The sequence below is a fragment of the Capnocytophaga sputigena genome (genome assembly GCF_002302495.1).
Taxonomy (GTDB): Bacteria; Bacteroidota; Bacteroidia; order Flavobacteriales; family Flavobacteriaceae; genus Capnocytophaga; species Capnocytophaga sputigena.
In genome coordinates, this window is the sequence record NZ_CP022379.1 from 919,109 (window position 1) to 938,629 (window position 19,521).

Genomic DNA, 19,521 nt, shown 5'->3' on the forward strand with positions numbered 1-19,521 from the left:
CTTGTTAATTATTAATTATCAATTGTTAATTGTTATTTCTTAACTGCTGTAAGATAGGGTTTGATAATGGCTGTCCATAGTTTGTAGCCTTCGGCATTCATATGGAGGTTGTCTTCTTTAAAGATATCGGTGCGGAGGTTGCCCGCTTCATCGTACATTACTTTGGTGATATCAATGTAAGTATAACCTTGTGCGGTGGCATTTTCCTCTAAAAGAGCGTTTACCAATAGCTGGTCTTTCAGCTGGTCGGCTTTGTGCTGTGAGGGTTTTAGCGATACTACAAACAAGGGAGTTGTTGGGTAATCTTTTTTGAGTTTAGCGATGAATATACGGAAAAGGTCGAAGCATTTTACGGCATTCACGCCTTCTTTGTGGCTTCCGAGGTCGTTTTCTACATAAAGAACGATGCTTTTAGTTTTGTATCCTTGTGCGATGGTGTTGTAGTTATAAATCATATCGCGCAAGGTTGCCCCTCCATAAGAACGGCGGATGAGTTTTAGCGGTGCAAAATCTTCATAGATAGTATCCCATAGGTTGATAGACGAACTACCGAGAAATAACGCATCACAAGAGAGGTCTTTGAGGCGTTTGTTTTCCTTTTGGTAGTAGTTGATATCGCCTTGATAGCGGGTAATCCAAGGAGTTTCATCGGTTTGTTCAAAGGGGATTACCGTTTTGATAACAGTAGTAGGGGTTGCAGTTTGGGCTTTGGCGAATGCTATAGAAGCAATTGCCAATAGTGACAATAATATTCTTTTCATTTGTATAATTTATTATTTTTAAGCCCCCGTCCCCCCGAAGGGGGACAATCCGTAGAAGAGGAGCTATTCTACTCTATTTGATTTGACTTTGAGAAAGTTTGTAATTTCTACTTATATTTTGGGTATCAAAAAAGATACCACGCTATTGGCAGGTACTTTATAAGAGAAATACTGCTTGCCTGTGCTTAGGGTTAGGTGTGTGGCTTCTTTCTTTTTATTCAGTAGCACACAAGCCAAAGAGCCATCGGGATTCTGGAAAGCGGTACATTGCACGTTGTCATCAGTGTTTTTCTCAACACCTATGCGGGTTGCGCCTTGCTTGATAACAGATGAAAGGTGACTTATGACATAATAGTGCGAATTGCGTTGCATCGTTTTATAATCGGATGTTTGGATATCGACCGCACCAAAACAAGTCTTGCAACCGCCTTCACGATTGGGCGCTCCGTGTTCGTCGAGCATTAAATTCCACACCATTACCGCCTTGCAATGATTATTTAGGGTTTTGATACCAAGCTCTTGCATATCTTCAGTAAGACGGCGTTGAAGGTTACGACCATCGTTCCAAGTACCTATGGAGCTTTCTGTAAAGATGAGTTCTTTATTAGGGTATTGATTGTGAATGTTGTTCAATTCATCGGGATTTCCACCATAGTTATGGTAGGCAGCCCCTGTAATGTATTGAGAAGCTTCAGTATCTTTATAGATATGCAGAGGGTACTGCTGTTGCGAAGGCATATTATCATAGTTGTAGTTATGGTCGAAAAGGTAGATTTTAACCTCAGCGAAGCCTTTATCACGCAGGGTTTTTCCTAAGGCGTTTTTGACAAAGGCAAGTTGCTCGTCCCATCCCATATACATAGAAGCCGAGTTTCCTCTATTGAGAGGTTCGTTTTGTATAGTGATAGCATTGACGTTCAATCCATTGTCTTTCATCGCTTGCAACCATTTGGCGAAATAAAGCGCATAATCTTGATAGAGTGCAGGGTTTAGCTGACCGCTTGTCCAATGGTCGTAAGGTTGTAGGTCGGTGAGGTTATTGACCTTCATCCAGCGCGGAGGAGTCCAAGGAGAGCCAATGATTTGCACTTTGGGGTTGATAGCGAGAATCTCTTTGAGTATAGGAATCACGTATTTTGTTTCCTCTTGTGTAAGGGCAAAGTTATCAATTCCTTTGGTATCGCAAAGGGTGTATTCACTTAGAGAGAAGTCGGAACAGCCGATGGATATACGCACGAAATTCTGACCAAAACCTTCAGTTTCGGAGAAGGTTTGAATGAGGAAATTCTTTCTATCGGCGGGAGACATCTGCATCAAGTTATAACAGGTAGAGCCTGTAATGGCAGCCCCGAAACCATAGACTGTTTGGAATTTTTCAGTAGGTTTTAGGGTAATATTAGCATTCGTTGTTTTATCAGCTGAAAACAGTGCTAACGTATCTGCTTTAAACTCTTTACTGCGGTCGCCCGTAGTGGTAATCACCTTTACCGTGGGACTATGAGCTTGCTTATGGGCAGTACAAGCTGTTACTGCCCAAAGCAAACTAAGGATTAATAAAGATGAATATGATTTGTGTATCATTATAAATTTATCATTCGTTATAGGTTTAATATCCTGCGTTTTGAGTAAGTTTAGAGTTCTTTTCTATCTCGGTTTGAGGTACAGGATAAAGCACTGTATTGTTGTTGAGCGGGTAGGTTTGTCTGAGTCTACCAGAATCTCTGCTATTGAGGGTATTCATCGTTTCGACAGCTTTGTCGTTACGCACCAAGTCGAACCAACGGAAACCTTCGAAAGCCAACTCTAAACGGCGTTCTTTAAGCACTGCTTCTTTCATTTGTTCTTGTGAAAGAGAAGTGGAAATAGCTGCAAGTCCTACCCTTGCACGCACTTGGTTTACTAAGGCAGCTGCCTCGGCAGTTTGACCTAATGCTGCATAGGCTTCGGCTTTGAGCAAGAGGATATCGGCTAAACGCAATTTGATGATGCTATTAGCGCCTGAACGAATTTTGTACATAAAGGCATAATGATCGGAAGGATAGTAATTGCTCCAAGAAGGTTGCCCCCATACAATGGCTTGGTCTCGGCGCACGGTATCACCTTCGGCATCAAAGGCAGCGGTGAGGTCACGTGCAGGCGTACACCATTTGCGCCAATCGTATTTGCTATTAGGGTTGATGTGGTTTTTACCAAACATTATAGACAACCAAGTTTGTCCACCAGTAGAATAGGTAATCTCGAAGATAGACTCAGAAGAGTTACGCAATTTTACATCAGTGCCTGCTGCGTTTAGTTGAAACAAGTCGGCATAATTAGGTACTAATGAAAAGCCTGCTCCTATCACCGCATCGCAATACTGAATAGTTTTGTTGTAGTCGCGTATAGGTTTTTCGGCATATACGTGCGCCAAAAGAGCATTGGCTACTGCCTTGCTAAGGATAAACTTATTGGCAGTATTTACAGCAGGTGCATCGTTTACAGCCGCTTCTAAGTTTTCTTTGATAGTGCTGTAAACTTCGGCTACTGAACTACGAGGAGGGAAAAGTTTAGCATAAGTCTCTCCGATATTATCGGAAGTAATGGTAGGGATATCCTCAGAAGGGATAGGCACTTCTCCCCAAAGACGTGTCATATCAAAAAGCAACCACGCTTTGAAAATACGAGCTTCAGCTTTCCACTGTTTGCGTTCGCTATCACTAAGAGAAGCATCGGGCACTTTGTCTACATTGGCAATCACTACGTTGGCTAAGTTGATACCTTCTAAGTATTTTTGCCAGTCACGAGTGATATTCTTGTTAGAAGGGTCTTGGCTATTTTGCTCGATAGAAGTAATAGGAGCATCGGTACCTCCTGCGTAAGCATTATCGGCACGTACTTCAGTATTCATCAGTAAGTCGAGCGTCCAAAACTCTTGCGCACTTCCTTGTATAAAGGTGTAGATAGCCTCATAGCGAGCTTTCATCTGAGCTTTGGTTTCAATGGTAGTCCCTCCTTTACCGTTCATATTCTTTTCGTTGAAATCGGAGATAGGGTCTTTATCTAAACTGCACGCCGTTAGAGTTGCTAACGAAAGTGCAAGGTATATATATTTTTTCATTTCTGTATAGGTTTATTAGCCCCCGCCCCCCCGAAGGGGGACAATCCGCAAAGGCGAACTATTAGGGTAAGTATATTAATAAATGAATGAAAGTTTTTTCTTAAAACTCAATGTTTAACCCAAAAATAAAAGATTTGGTTTGAGGATAGGTACCCCAGTCGATACCCATTGTAGGACCAGAGAGCCCTTCGTTTACTTCGGGGTCAAAGCCTTTGTAGTTAGTAAGTGTCCAAAGGTTTTGAGCGGTGAAGTAAGGTTGTATCTTGCGAATACCGTATCTTTCTAAGGCATCTACAGGTACATTATAGGCTAAAGTAAGCGTTTTGAGGCGCAAGTAAGAACCATCTTCTACCCAACGAGATGATGCTTTGATGTTATCAGTGCTTTTTACTGCACGAGGAATATCGGTAACATCACCTGGTTTTCTCCAACGGTTGAGTACTGCTGTTGATTGGTTTTTACCATCGTACATACCTTCAGTTTCTATACGAGAGGCGTTGTAGATATCATTGCCGTAAGAACCTTGGAAGAAAACACTGAGCGTAAAGTTTTTATAAGCGAAGTCGTTAGTAAGTCCAAAGGTGAAATCGGGGTTAGGGTCGCCTATATAAGTTTTATCGGATACACTAATTCTACCATCACCATTGAGGTCTTTGTATTTGATATCACCTGTTTGAGGGTCAACTCCTTCACTTACCAATCCCCAGAACTTGCCTAAAGGTTGTCCTTCGGTGATACGCACTACTTGTTCAGAAGTAGCTTCGGAGGTACTAGCGTAGTAATACACTTTTTGCAAGCTAAGTTTGGTAAGTTCGTTGCGGTTGAATGAGATATTGAAGTTGGTATTCCATTCTAAATCACCTGTAAGGTTACGGCTATCCACAGAGAACTCTAACCCTTTATTGGTCATTTCGCCCTCATTGCGATAGATAGAAGGCACTGGTGAAGTAGCAGGAAGAGGCACATCCATCAACAAATCGGTAGTCTTTTTAAGATAAGCATCTACAGCAAGAGATAAACGGTTTTTGAAGAGTGCTATATCAAGCCCTATATTAGATTGGGTTGTGGTTTCCCAAGTGAGGTTAGGGTTTGAGAAAGAATTAGGCGTAAGGGTAATCATCGCATTGGCATTAGCCCCGTTGCCCCACCAGTTTTGGCGTGCTATTTTATAGCGTTGCAAGTAGGCGTAAGAAGAGATACCCGCTTGGTTACCTGTTTGTCCCCAGCCACCGCGCAATTTGAGTTCGCTAAGCCATTCTACATTCTTCAAGAAGTTTTCTTGAGAAAGTCTCCACCCTACAGATACAGAAGGGAAGTAACCCCAGCGTTTGCCAGGTGCTAATTTTGATGAACCATCGGCACGGAAATTAGCTGTAAGAAGGTATTTGCTATCGTAGTTATAAGAAATACGACCTAAATATGACATCATACTCCACTCTTCGGCATTGGTGATGCTTCCTTGTCCAATTTTATTGGCAGCATTGAGGGTTTTGATATCCGAAGTAAGGAAGTGAGTTGCATACATTTCGCTACCATCCATTTTGGCATTGGTGAAAGAAGTACCTGCCAATAAAGAAAGGTTGTGTTTGCTGAAAGTCTTGTCGAAAGTAAGGATATTATCGAAAGTCATCAGCGTGTGGTTTTTTCTGATATCGGCTGCTTCACCATAGTTTCTACGTCCGTAAGCAGTGAGTTTAGGGTCTGTCCAACGGTTTTCTTTGCTTGACAAGCGGTCGATAGCAAAGGTAGATTTGTAGCGCAAACCGTCCATTAGCTGTACAATAGCTGAGCCACTTCCCACAAAGCGATTGTTTTTAAGAAGGTTATCGGCACGGCGAGAGATGTTCTCTACAGGGTGTGAAAGGTTAGCCCCTTTGAAGTCATAGTAATACCAGCCTTCTTCACCTGCTTTGGTACTCCAAATAGGAGCGTATTGAGGGGTATTGATTACTGAAAGTACTACCCCTGCACGGTTAGCACCTAAGCCTGAAATGATACCATTAGATTCATAATCGGCATAAGATAAATTAGTTTCAAAAGTAAGCCATTTGCGCATTTTAGCCTCTAAGTTCAAACGCACATTATAACGCTCAAAGAAAGAGCTACGGATAATACCATCTTCTTTAGTATGACCTGCTGAAACATAGTACTTTGTATTTTCGGTAGCGTTGGATACAGAGAGTTGAGTATTTTGGGTAAACCCAGTACGGAAAGCCTCTTTATACCAATCGGTTTTATCGGTAAGACCTGCCAATGAAGAAGTAGCTACTGCGCCAGAATCAGCCATCAAATCATAATATTGTTGTGTGTTGAGAGATGGAATTTTCTTAGCGATGTCGGACATACCTACATACGTATTGATAGATACTTTAGGCTCATTGCGTTTACCTTGTTTGGTAGTGATAAGTACTACCCCATTGGCAGCACGTGAACCATAGATAGCTGCTGAAGAGGCATCTTTGAGCACTTGCATATTCTCGATATCGGTAGGGGCAATCCCGCTGATGTCTTGCACTGGGATACCATCAACCACATATAGAGGGTCGTTAGAAGCGCTGATAGAAGTATTCCCACGGATGCGTACTGCTAAGCCAGCACCTGGAGCACCACTGGGTTGTACTACTTGGATACCGGCTGCACGCCCTTGAATAGCTTGCGCTGCTGAAGTTACAGGACGTTGGTCTAAATCTTTAGTTTTTACTGAAGTGATAGCTGTGGTTACATCACCTTTCTTTTGAGTACCATAGCCCACTACTACTACCTCATCGAGGTCTTGAGTAGCTTCGGGGAGTTTAACTTTTAGAGAGGCACCTGTCGCTTTTATATCAAGGGTTTTATACCCCACTGATGAAAACTCTAACATAGCACCTTTAGGCACATTGTTAAGCGAAAAGTTACCATCAAAATCGGTAGCTACCCCCTTGGTAGTACCTTTTATTACTACAGAAACACCAGGAAGAGGCATTCCTTTGTCATCGGTTACAGTACCTGTTAGCTGACTAATGTTTTGCGCTTGCGCAAAAGCAGTAAAGCCTAGTAACAGTACTATCATTAGCATTAAATGTTTTTTGAGTACTTTCATAAAATAAAAACGTTACATTTGTTAGTTTCTTTTTTGTTGCTTTTCGGAAAGTTATTTTTGTATTTCCAACGCCCCAAAATTATGGCAAAAAAACATTGAAATGTCATCAGGTATTATAAAAGTACTATTTGAAAAAGTTATTTAACTGAATATTAACAATTTGAAATCTAAAGAAGCCTTAAAAAAGTACCGAATTTTCACTTGTAAATCACAAAATAGTACCCGAACCTGCAAAAGAAAAGCCTCTGAAAAAGCAAGATTTTACATAGGAAAAATCAGTTTTTACACTTTTTTTGATTAATCGCGTATTCGTTTAACTTTTTCCTCAAAAGCATCACGTTCTCCTTTCGCTTTATTCCGTACTTTAGTGCGATAGTTATACACTGTACGAAGAGAATAACGCAAGAATTCGGCTATCTTATTGCTATCGGTAATACCTAAACGGATGAGGGCAAAGATACGCAATTCGGTATTCAGTAATTCTCCTTTTTTAGGTAGGATTTGCTCTCCTTCTTCTAAAAGAGCATTGAAGTGAGTTACAAAATGTGGGTATATATTCAGGAAGATAGTATCGAAATTCTTATAAAGTTCCTCTAATTCTTGTTCTACCACAGTGGTAGATTTTAGCACCTTGGTAAGGTCGTCAAACTGATGTTTAGAAGCCTTTTTGTAGAGCAATTTTCGGTAGTTTTCAATCTTATCAATATATGCTGAACAGAGGTTGAAGAAATGCGCAATGTACTCTTCTTTGATAAGGTTTGCCTCCTCAAGGTTGAGATTTGCCTCCTCAAGGTTTTGGTTCATCTGTTGCAAATCAGCATTGAGTTTTTCGAGTTGCTGATTGCTATGGCAGAGCTCTTTACGCGTTTTTACCAACCGTTTTACTTGTTTGTACACATATACCAAAGCAATAATAAGGGCTACCGACAATACGCTGATGAGCACTAAATAAAGCTGTAATTCTTTCTTTTGTTTAGCTTCTTTCTCTTGATAGGCAGTGTTGATGATAGAATAGAAAGAGGCACCTTCTTCGGCGCGGTGTCGCACATTGCAGAAGGCAGCATCGTCTATTGCCATTTTGATAAACTGATAGGCTTTACTTATATTTCCGCGTTTGTAGTAAGTAAGCGCCAAACTCTGCAAGGAAGCGTTATCTTTGATAGTATTTTTGATATCGGCAATGGCTGAGAGGGCAAAATAATACTCTTGCAACTCGTCATTGCCTTGTTGTTGATAAATAAGTCCTAAGTAATAAGCTATCACCGCACGTTGGGGGTCATCGGCTGGAGTTTGAGAGAGCAAACTGAGAAAAAGCTGGGTTGCGTTATTTTTATCAGCAGAATAGAATTGCTTGATAGCATCATTGAGTTTAAAGAGTGTTGATTGAGGGGCTAAGCACAACAACAATGAATCGCGGTAGTTATCGGACATTCTAAAATAGTGGAGGTTATTGGTACTTTGCCCATAATGACTGTAATAGGTGTGAAATGTTTCGTAGTAATCACACAACAACGTTTTATTTAAACGCTGTTTATCAATAGAAGAAAGTAATTGTAACGACTCTACATACATTCCTTTTACTGAGTAGAGTTTAGAGAGCAGAATACGTGTTTCGTCCTGCTTTTCGGTATCGTTTAAAGAGATTGCTATTTGTTCGTTTTTCAGCAAATAGGCTACTGCCGAATCGACCTTAAACTTTCGGTATTCGTCATACAATTGTTTGTGTAAATCGTATTTTTCTGCTGGTTGAGAGGCTTTTTTAAGAGCCTTTTCCAAAGAAGCTATACGTTGTTCTTTGGCTTGTATATAAGTAGCACTCTGCTCAATGGTTTGGTTGAGTTGGTGGAGTACAGCTTCTTTGTTCTCTTGTGCCACCGCTGCATTCCTTCCCAACAACAATATGATAAAGAGTGTGATATAGTTTTTCATAAGGTTTGTTTTTTTCTTTGGCAAAGTGTATGATGCATTAAAATTCTAATTCTGTTTGGGTGCCGTTGTTATCGTTTTCAGGAGTAGGGACAATTTCTTCATCGCCTAAATCTTCTTCTACAAGTTCCTCTTCTTGAGGTTCTTCGTAGGGAAGAGACTCAAGGGTGTTGATAGTTTTCACCTTGTCGGTGGTGAGCTGGTTACCCAAGGCTTTGATACCTTTTACACTGATGAACTCTTCTAAATTCACAGTAAGATTCTCTTTCTCCTTACCTTTTTCTTTGGTAAAGATTACCTCAGCCATAGGTCGCCAATCGGCAGAGACGAAAAGCAATTGCGATTTAGGATGTTCGGTAATTACTAACTCTTCGCGGTTTTCATTCTCTACCACAAAGCGTTTTACAAACACGCGTTCTTTCTCGCCATCGTAGTAAATCACCGAAATAGGTTTCTCAGGCACCCATTTTTCCATTACGGCAATATTGTTCTCGAAATGCAGACTCAATTCGGGGATAATGGTCTTCACAACGCCCTCTTTGGTAATGAGAAGCATACGGTCATCGCCTTTGAAAGCCCCGAGTAACGTGCCGCGCTCTTCGGTGTTGAGGCGTTTTACAATGTCGTCGAACCATATCTTGCGCGGTTTGAGAGTTGATACGCCTTTTTCTTTTAGCTCAATGCGCTTGATAGCGTATTTGCTCACGAGATTTCCTTTCACGCCACGCCCTTTGATGAGGGTATCGGCAAAATCGATATCCCATCGCAATTTGCGCAAAGTACCTAACTGACGCAAGTTCACAGTTACCACTTCGGCTTCACCATTAGGGTTGGCGGTGAAATAGAGCACACGCGACTCTTTGTGTTGCGGAATGAGCTCGTACTTCTTATCGCGGGTAATACCCGTAACGTTGAAGCGCTTGATATAGGAGAAGCCCGTTTGTCCGTCCTTATAAATCATATTGTACACGGTGCGCTTGTCGTCTTTCTTAAAGACCGCTACGTGTATGATATTTTTCTCTATATATTGTTTATCAGCTACTTTGGTAACGTACATCGCACCGCTTTCGGTAAATACAATCACATCATCAATATCACTGCAATCGCCTACATACTCATCTTTGCGCAAGCCTGTACCCACAAAGCCTTCAGCTCTGTTCACATAGAGTTTGGTATTGCGCACTACTACTTTGGTCGCCTCAATGGTATCGAACACGCGAATTTCAGTTTTCCGTTCACGTCCTTTGCTATATGTTTTTTTCAGGCGCTCGAAATGAGCAATCGCATAGTCGATAAGGTTTGCGAGGTGGTTTTTTACTTCCTCAATATCGGCTTCAATTTTGAGGATATTTTCATCAGCCTTATAAGAGTCGAAGCGGGTGATACGAATCATTGGTATTTGAGTGAGTTTAGCCAAATCATCATCGGTAATCTCACGGAGTAAATCTTTTTTGAAAGGCTCAAAACGCTTGTATAGATACTCGTACAAACTCTCTCTATCGGTGTAGTTTTTGAAGTCGATATACATCTCTTCTCTGATGAAAATCTTTTCGAGCGAGGCACTGTGCCATTGCATTTCGAGTTCAGAAAGTTCAATTTCGAGCTCTTGTTTGAGCAGGCTTACCGTGCGGTCAGTACTGCGGCGCAACACTTCTGAAACGGTGAGAAAATGCGGTTTGTTGTCCTCTATCACACAGGTAATGGGCGAAATAGCCGTTTCGCAGGCAGTGAAGGCGTAGAGCGCATCGATAGTCTTATCGGGCGACGTGCCGTTGGGCAAGTGCACTAATATTTCTACATTGGCAGCTGTGTTATCATCTACCTTTTTGATTTTTATCTTGCCTTTTTCGTTGGCTTTCAGTATAGAATCTATAAGTGAAGTGGTGTTCGTAGTAAACGGAATTTCGGTGATGCAAAGGGTACTCTTGTCGAGTTGCGAAATCTTAGCACGCACCCGCACACGTCCGCCTCTTGCGCCATCGTTATAGCCACTTACGTCCATAATGCCCGCCGTAGGAAAATCGGGGTATAGTTCAAACGATTTGCCTTTGAGGTAAGCAATGGAAGCCTCGATGAGCTCGATGAAGTTGTGAGGTAATATTTTGGTAGAAAGCCCCACAGCTATCCCTTCGGTGCCTTGTGCCAAGAGGAGCGGGAACTTCACCGGCAAGCTGATAGGCTCTTTTTTACGACCGTCATAGCTCGATTGCCATTCGGTTACCTTAGGGCTAAACACCACATCGAGAGCGAATTTAGAAAGGCGTGCCTCGATATAACGAGGCGCTGCCGCATCGTCGCCTGTGAGGATATTCCCCCAGTTACCTTGGGTATCGATGAGCAAGTCCTTCTGACCGATTTGTACAATAGCATCACCTATACTCGCATCGCCGTGAGGGTGATACTGCATTGTATTTCCCACCACGTTAGCCACCTTGTTGTAGCGACCATCATCTAATTCTTTAAGCGAGTGCATAATACGGCGTTGTACGGGCTTAAAGCCATCTTCGATTGCTGGTACAGCGCGTTCGAGGATTACGTACGAAGCGTAATCCAAGAACCAATCTTGGTACATACCCGTGATTTTGATAATGCTATCTCCTTGTGAAGCAGTGTTTTGAGGCGTATTGTCTTCCATCAGTACAGATTCTTTTTGAAAGGGCAAAGGTAAAAATAATTTGTCAATTAGGCAATTGGCATATTAGCTAATTAGAAAATTAGCCAATTTCTTATGGTTTTTAGGCAATTCATCTTCTTTTACTATGCTGAGATACTGCTTTACCACTGCTATACCAAAATCTTTGACAGCAGGCGGATTGGGACGATCGAGAAACTCAATAAAGCGAGTGATAGGCAAAAAGTTCCAAGCGAGCGCCTGAGCGAGATAAGTTTTGAGGTAAGTGAGGTCTTCCCCGCGAGTAATTGCCTGACAGATATATTCATACGCCAAATCTCGCGAAGGACGTTTTTCAAAGAGCAAAGCCGTACCTATATAGAGCCAACCGCTATGGCGTACCCTAATGTCGTAGCGCAAAAGCACTTCCAAAGGCACTGACATATTGCGAATTTCGCGCACTTCGTTGCCTGTAACCCAAGTGCTGATATAGTCACACAGCATTGCATCGGGGTAGTGAGGATTGAGGCTTAGCTTATATTCAAAAATAGTACTGATGGGCGAACTTCCACCATTAGCATTGTAATAGCGATACGGAAAGGCATTCTTTAGATCTGTATAACTTACCCCTACCCACTCGGTGTGGTGTCCAAAAGTAAATTTTTTATGACCCTCATCTTCCTGCCAACCATAGTTAATTAGGAAAGGCTTCACTACCCCCAGAATATCCTTAGCTGAAGTGTTTTCAAACTCTGGAAACTCTCTATCGGGGTGCTTGATACGAGTGATTTGCGCCCAAAGAGGGAGAAGCTCTTCGGTTAGTTGTATCTTATCAGTTAAACCTAAATAATACTGGATAGCAAGCGCATAATTTCCTTTGAGTTGTCTCGCTTTTTCTTTGGCTGTTGCCGAAACTTCTCTGAAAAGCAAGCGGTTACAAGCCACAATGAGATCGTCAATATCAGGTTGTACGCCTTGTACTTCGTATTGCAAAAGCTTATCCACCAATACCTCTGCTTCTATATAAAAAGGCAGGTGTGTAGGGGTAGAGAGCAAAGGCAAGTGGCAGTGCAGGAGAATGGAATCAATGACCATTTGCCCCTTGCGGAAAAGAAACGGCAGGACTTGGCGGGCATTGCCTAAATAATAATCCTGCGTATAGGCTTCAAACTCTTTTTCGGAGAGCTTTTTGCGCTTTTTACAGAGTTCTTCCCACGTATAGCTACACTTAGGGTCAAGTGCTAAAGGACGGCGGTCTATCAGCGCACGCAAAACTCGCAAGAGAATGGCATCGGTAGGGATTTCCTCCTTATCTACTCGCTTGGTGAGCTGTTTGATATAAGGCGAAAGGGACTTTGCCCAATCGGCAGGGAAGTTATCTTGCAAGGTGATAAGCCTCTCCAAAAAGACATCTATTGTATGAGCTACAGGCTCACGGAGGCAGTCGCCGAGGAGGAAGAGGAGGTCTTCAGGGGTTAGGGTGCGAGCCGCACAGGCAGTTTTGGGGGTGCGGAAACTGTGGGAGGTGTGGGAGTTCTCGGAGTTTTCAGAGTTCTCTGATGAGTTGGGCGAGGGTAAGGATTGGAGGAGGTTTTGGGCTTTGCCTTTTAGGTAATCGCGGTAAGGAGCAATGACTTCGGGGAGACCTTCTTGGTTAAAGTAGGTGGTGAGGAGGCTGGCGACTTTCTCTTGGAGTTGGGCATCGGGAACAGTGAAGAGTACCGCTAATTGTTCGCGGTAGTCGGGATTGGTAGGGGCTTGCTTTTGGTAGTATTTTTCTAAAATCTCTACCCCTATGAGTTGGGATTTAGCGATTTTTTGGACAGTAAAGCAAAGTGCAAAATTATTGGCAAAGGCTTCGAAATCAAAATCAGGATGAATACTTATTTGAGCTATACACTTCATCGCAAAGTTGATAAGCGATGATTTGTCCAAGGTTAGTAAGGCAAAGAGCGTATGCTGGCTTGGGATCAACTCCTTTTCAGTAGGTACTAATCCCTCAATCCATCGACAGTACATATCCAATACATTCTTTTTCCAAGGGTTGAGCAACACTTCTATAAAGCTGGTTACGAAGCACTTATCAGGGAAATAGTTTTTCTTACAAAGCAAAGTAAAGACTTTTTGCCATTCCAAACTACTACTAATAACATAATCTATATACTTAGCCGTATGAGGAATCACACGCGTTGCCAACTCTGGGTACTCAAGTAATACCTCAGCTACTTCAGTTTCTTGTGTACGGCTGTACTCAATATCATATAGGTTCTTGACAAAAATCTCCTCATTGAAAGGGATCATCCCTTCTGTATAGAGAGCTAAGAGTATTTCGATAGAAAAACTACGCGGGGATTGCTCAAAAACCAGTTGGGCACCTTTTATCATATACGCTCCTTCGGAGGTATGGATAAAATCCATAAAGGCTTGGGTGTGTTGGGAATTCAGAAAGAAAAGAGGATACTTAATACGTGTATGAAAACTCTTTACAGAAGTGAAATCCAATTGCTTTTCTACGCTGAGCAGTTCTTCTACATTATGGCAAACACACATCATCAGATAGGTGATGACATACTCGATTTTGTAGCTAAGATGCTTTTTCTCGAATATATTTTCCCAATCTTTGTGCTGGGTTTGTTTTTTGATTTGTGCCTTTTCTTCTTCGGGAAGGGCGAAGGCAATACGGCGGATTTCTGCCCAATTTTCATTTTTAAGGGCTGAGATAAGTTCTTTGTTCATAAGGTACTTTTTATTATTATAATTATTAGTTAATCAAAAAACTAACTAACTTCTTATGATTCGTAGGTTTCTTTTCTTGTTTTTCAGCCAAAGGCAAATAGGCTTCCACTACTTTTTTCTGAAATTGCTTTATTTTCGGGTCTCTGGTTGGTATATCCAAAAACTCTACAAAGCGGGCAATAGGAGCGTATTTATGCGCTAAAAGCGTCCCGATGGCTTCAGCGAGATAGGTGAGCGTTTCCCCTCTTTGGAGTGCTAAAAGTATATATTCAGTAGACAAATCACGCAAATCCTTCCTTTCGGCTAAAAGACAAGTAGCGACCATTAGCCAACCGCCGTGATAGATAGGTAAGTGGTGCTCAAGGAGCAGACTCATCACACGGGTAGCTTCCGAGAGGCTTTCGCTATCCATACCTTGGGTATAAGTAAGCAGGTATTTGCACAGCCAGCCATCAATATAGCGAGGGTTCAGGCTGAGTTCATACTCAATGTCCTCATCTATTACCTTGCCCATCGGCGATACATTGTAATAATTGGCTCCGAGTTCATTATAGTACGAATAGGTACTATGTTTTTTATCCCAATTGTCTTCCAAAATGATTTTATTTCGTTCTACACCGTTGATTTTGGTAAGTTCTACTTCGTATTTCAGATAAAACGGACGCACCAAGCCTTGTAGATTAGGCTTTTGAGGGATTTCCAATTCAGGGAATACCCCATCAATATCTTTCAGACGTAAAACTTGCCCCCAGAGTACTCGTGTAGCATCGGTTACAGCTATTTGTTTATTTACCTCAAAGTAATATTGTAAGGCAGGAGCATAATCGCCTATAAGGGAAAGAGCTAATTGCTTTTGTGCTTCTGTAATCTCGGTGGAGATCAGGCGGTTAAGCCCTATGATAACATCTTCTTGTATAGGGGTTTTACCTGCTTTTTCATATTGAATAATGCGTTCTAAAAAGGTAAGCGGTTCTATATAAAACGGAGCGTGAGTGGGGGTGCTGATAAATGGCAACGTCTCTTTCTCTTTGAGCTTTCGTAGAGTACATGCTATCTTATTGAAGAGAAAAGGGAAGATCTTCTTCGCTTTATTAGCACTTACATGTATTTCTCTTAGTTTGTTGAACTTCTCGGCTTGTGAGTATTTCTTTTCGTTATAGAGTTCTTGTAATTCATTCCATTCCTTATTGGTATTATAAACAAGAGGGATAGGGCTTTGGCTACACCACAAGTCTAAAAACTGATAGAATAGTGATGTAACAGCCCTTTCGTTAGAGAGTAACTGTTTGAGATAGGGTTTTACCTGCTCTGGGTAATCTGCAGGGATTTGTGCTTGCAACTGGTTCAAGCCCTCAAAGAAAAGATCTAAGACAAGGGGAGAGCGCTCACGAATGCAATCGCCAATGAGGAAGAGCAGATCGTCCCAAGTGCGAGGAGTGCGAGCCGCACAGGCAGTTTGGGAGGTGTGAGCCACACAGGCAGTTTGGGAGTTTTCGGAGTTCTCAGAATTTTCTGAATTTTCTGATGGACTTAGAGTTGCAAGGAGGTCTTGGGCTTTGCCTTTTAGGTAATCCTGATAGGGTGCTACAACTTCTGCTAAGCCTTCTCCACTGAAATAGGTGGTGAGGAGGTTGGCAACTTTTTCTTGAAGTTTGGCATCGGGGACGGTGAAGAGTACCGCTAATTGCTCGCGGTAGTCAGGATTGGTAGGGGCTTGCTTTTTGTAGCTATTTTCCAAAATACCTAAACCAATGAGCTGTGATTTGGCTATCTTTTGGGTAGCAAAACACAGGGCAAAGTTATCAGCAAAAGATTGGAAATCAAAAGCTTTTTCGCTGGCTATCTCTTTGATGAGTTTCATCACAAAGTTCACCACCGAGGTCTTGTCGCTACTGAGCAGGGCAAAAAGGGTGTGCTGGTTAGATAAAAGTTCTTGGTGGGAGGGTTCGAGGGTTTCTATCCAACGGCAATACATATCCAACACAGTCTTCTTCCAAGGGTTCAGTAGGGCTTCAATAAAAGCGTGGAGAATCGTATTTTTGTTAGTGAAATATCCTTTTTTGTTTAGGGTATGATATATTTTTTTCCATTCTTCTGTAGTAAATATAGTATCTTGGATATACGCTGGTACAGAAGGAAAAAGAACAACTGTTTCTGGGTGTTTCAACAGGTATTTAGTAAGATACTCTTCTGCCTTAAACCAATTGAGGTCATACATTCTTTGTATAAAAACACCCTCATTAAGAGGAATATACCCAGCCTTGTATACCGACCAAAGTATTTGAAAAGACATCTCCAAAGGATTATCCTTATACATCAGCTGGATACCTTCTATCATATAAGCCCCTTGTGGAGTTTGAACGAAATCTAATAAAACTTCGTCTTCTAAAGAAGATAGAAAATAGTAGTAATTCCCCTTTACATAAGGTTCTATATTCTGGAAAAGTTCTATTTTTCTTACCTCCTCTAAGGTATTGCACACACACATAATAGTGTATGAGATAATGGCTAATTCCTTATTAGAGAAATGGTATCTTTTTTCTTTTTCGAGAACTTCCCGAAAGATAAAGTTAAAATTCTTTCGGGCAAAATAACTCTTTAGCTCTTGTCTTTCTTCCTCAGAAATCTCAAAGCAAATATTGCGTATCGCGGTAAAATCGTGTGCCTTAATGGCAGAAAGTAAGTTTTCTTTCATAAGTGAAAAATGAATAGTGACTAATCGCTAAAAGCTACTAACTTTTTGTGATTTGTAGGTTTCTTATCTAGTTTTTCAGCCAAAGGCAAATAGGCTTCCACTACTTTTTTCTGAAATTGCTTTATTTTCGGGTCTCTGGTTGGTATATCCAAAAACTCTACAAAGCGGGCAATAGGAGCGTATTTATGCGCTAAAAGCGTCCCGATGGCTTCAGCGAGATAGGTGAGCGTTTCCCCTCTTTGGAGGGCTAAAAGTATATATTCAGTAGCCAAATCACGCAAATCCTTCCTTTCGGCTAAAAGACAAGTAGCGACCATTAGCCAACCGCTGTGATAAATAAGCAAGTTGTGTTGCAAAAGCAGACTCATCACACGAGTAGCTTCAGTAAGGGATTCTCCGTCCACACCTTGGGCATAAGTGAGCAGGTACTTGCACAGCCAACCATCTATATAGCGTGGGTTCACACTGAGTTGATAGTCAATATCCTCATCTTTCCCCTTGCTCATCGGCGATACATTGTAATAATTGGCTCCAAACTCGTTGTAATACACATAAGTGGCGTAAGTTTTATCCCAATTGTCCTCCAAAATAATCTTATTCCGTTCTACACCGTTAATTTTGGTAGGCTTCACTTCGTATTTCAGATAAAACGGACGTACCAAGCCTTGTAAGTTAGTTTTTTGTGGGATTTCTAACTCCGAAAATACCCCATCAACGTCTTTTAGGCGTAACACTTGCCCCCAGAGTACTCGCGTAGCATCAGTTACAGCTATTTGCTTGTTTACCTCAAAGTAATATTGCAAGGCAGTGGCATACTCACCTGTGAGTGAAAGAGCTAATTGCTTTTGCTCTTCGGTAACTTCCGTAGGCAGCAAACGGTTAAGCCCCACGATAACATCTTCTAACATAGGCGTTTTGCCAGCTTTTTCATATTGGATAATGCGCTCCAAGTATGTCTGTGTATCTATATAAAAAGGACTATGGGTAGGGGTACTCACAAAGGGAAGCGAGTTGCCTTGCTTGAGTTTTAGTAGCAGTCGCTTAGTTTTATCACGGAGGAAAGGCACAGGGTTATAGAGTTTTCTGCCAAAAATATCATCAGAGAGCGAGGCTTTGCCCTCCCAAACATCGATCACCCAGCGCATACATTTTCGGTAAGTAGTGAACTCAAAAGGCTGGTCGCCCAACTGCTTTTGGTAGGGACTTATCTGCTGAGAGAAGTCAGCTGGAATTTGCGCTTGTAACTGGTTCAAGCCCTCAAAGAAAAGATCTAAAGCAAGAGGCGAACGCTCACGAATGCAGTCGCCAATAAGGAAGAGCAGGTCGTCCCAAGTATGAGGAATGCGAGCGACAGGAGCAATTTTTGGGGTGTGGGAGTTCTCGGAGTTTTCGGAGTTCTCTGAATTTTCTGATGGACTTAGGGTTACAAGGAGGTCTTGGGCTTTGCCTTTTAGGTAATCACGGTAAGGGGCGATGACTTCAGGGAGACCTTCGTGGTTAAAATAGGTGGTGAGGAGGTTGGCAACTTTTTCTTGGAGTTTTACGTCAGGGACGGTGAAGAGTACCGCTAATTGTTCGCGGTAGTCGGGATTAGTAGGGGCTTGCTTTTTGTAATGCTTTGCTAAAATATCCAAACCTATAAGTTGTGATTTGGCTATCTTTTGGGTAGCAAAACACAGGGCAAAGTTGTCGGCAAAGGTTTGGAAGTCAAATCCTTTTTCGCTGGATATCTCTTTGATGAGTTTCATCACAAAGTTCACCACCGATGTCTTGTCGCTACTGAGCAGGGCAAAAAGGGTGCTTTGATGAGATAAAAGTTCTTGACGGGTAGGCTCGAATGTTTCAATAATACGGCAAAAGAAGTCAAGGATATTCTTTTTGTAAGGATTTAGTAATGCCTCTATATGACTGCCAACGATACTACGATCTGCGAAATATCCTTTAGCTTGCAGAATACTGTACAACTCTTTCCAAGCATCAGAAGGATAGGGTACCTCTTGGGTGATATGTTGGGGGACTATGGCAAAAATCTTCTCGCAGATTTGCTTGTTTTCCAATAGAAAATCGACAAAAGGTTCATCGGTGATATTTCTATAGTTTCTAAAGAAGAATTTTTCTATAAAGAGATTTTCATTATAGGTAATAATACCCTTTTGATAAAGAGTCCAAAGGTTCTGAAAGGCAAATTCGGTTAGCAAATCTTCTTCAGAAAAAGATTTAAACAAAGTAATGAGGTATTTTCCTTCTTGGGTTTCTATCAAATTCAATATCTCTGAAAAGTGAATTCTACTCATATAGAGTATCATCTGATCATTAGAAGAAAATGTTTCTCCTGACAACTTTATTTCTTTCAATTCTTCACTTGTCCTACAAAGACATAAAAGTGAATACGAAAAATAATTTCTTTCCTCTAAAGTTAAGCGAGGAGCTTTTTTTTGAGTGTTGTGATATAGTTGTTCCCAGCGGGCTGTCTGCAAAGTATGTATAAGGCTATTGCGTTCTTCCTCTGAAAGCGCAAAGCAAATATTGCGTATAGCGGTAAAATCGTGTGCCTTAATGGCAGAAAGTAAGTTTTCTTTCATAACTAAAAAAATTAATAGTGAAAAATGAATA

At 41.6% G+C, this 19,521-nt stretch carries 9 protein-coding genes; all 9 read right to left on the reverse strand.

Annotated features, from left to right (window positions below):
• Positions 1-32: 32 nt before the first annotated feature.
• The 9 genes from CGC57_RS04035 to CGC57_RS04075 all read right to left on the reverse strand — a co-directional run bounded on the left by CGC57_RS04035 (position 33) and on the right by CGC57_RS04075 (position 19,490).
• Positions 33-761: an SGNH/GDSL hydrolase family protein gene (locus CGC57_RS04035; RefSeq protein WP_095898064.1), complete on the reverse strand. Its 729-nt coding sequence runs from the start codon at positions 759-761 to the stop codon at positions 33-35.
• 111 nt (positions 762-872) lie between these two features.
• On the reverse strand, positions 873-2,342 hold the full coding sequence (locus CGC57_RS04040; protein WP_172595614.1) for an endo-1,6-beta-glucanase: 1,470 nt from the start codon (positions 2,340-2,342) through the stop codon (positions 873-875).
• 25 nt (positions 2,343-2,367) lie between these two features.
• Complete coding sequence (locus CGC57_RS04045) at positions 2,368-3,858, reverse strand: RagB/SusD family nutrient uptake outer membrane protein (protein WP_095898065.1); 1,491 nt, start codon at positions 3,856-3,858, stop codon at positions 2,368-2,370.
• Between the two features lie 100 nt (positions 3,859-3,958).
• Entirely contained in the window at positions 3,959-6,940 is a 2,982-nt protein-coding gene (locus tag CGC57_RS04050; protein WP_095898066.1) for a SusC/RagA family TonB-linked outer membrane protein, read from the reverse strand.
• 297 nt (positions 6,941-7,237) lie between these two features.
• Complete coding sequence (susR, locus tag CGC57_RS04055; protein WP_095898067.1) at positions 7,238-8,869, reverse strand: SusR family glycan utilization regulator; 1,632 nt, start codon at positions 8,867-8,869, stop codon at positions 7,238-7,240.
• Between the two features lie 37 nt (positions 8,870-8,906).
• On the reverse strand, positions 8,907-11,501 hold the full coding sequence (locus CGC57_RS04060; RefSeq protein WP_095898068.1) for a DNA gyrase/topoisomerase IV subunit A: 2,595 nt from the start codon (positions 11,499-11,501) through the stop codon (positions 8,907-8,909).
• Positions 11,502-11,564: 63 nt separating this feature from the next.
• Entirely contained in the window at positions 11,565-14,213 is a 2,649-nt protein-coding gene (locus CGC57_RS04065; protein ID WP_095898069.1) for a DUF6493 family protein, read from the reverse strand.
• Between the two features lie 25 nt (positions 14,214-14,238).
• Positions 14,239-16,908: a DUF6493 family protein gene (locus tag CGC57_RS04070; protein ID WP_095898070.1), complete on the reverse strand. Its 2,670-nt coding sequence runs from the start codon at positions 16,906-16,908 to the stop codon at positions 14,239-14,241.
• Between the two features lie 20 nt (positions 16,909-16,928).
• Positions 16,929-19,490, reverse strand: coding sequence for a DUF6493 family protein (locus CGC57_RS04075; RefSeq protein ID WP_095898071.1), 2,562 nt, complete (start codon positions 19,488-19,490; stop codon positions 16,929-16,931).
• Between the last annotated feature and the right edge of the window lie 31 nt (positions 19,491-19,521).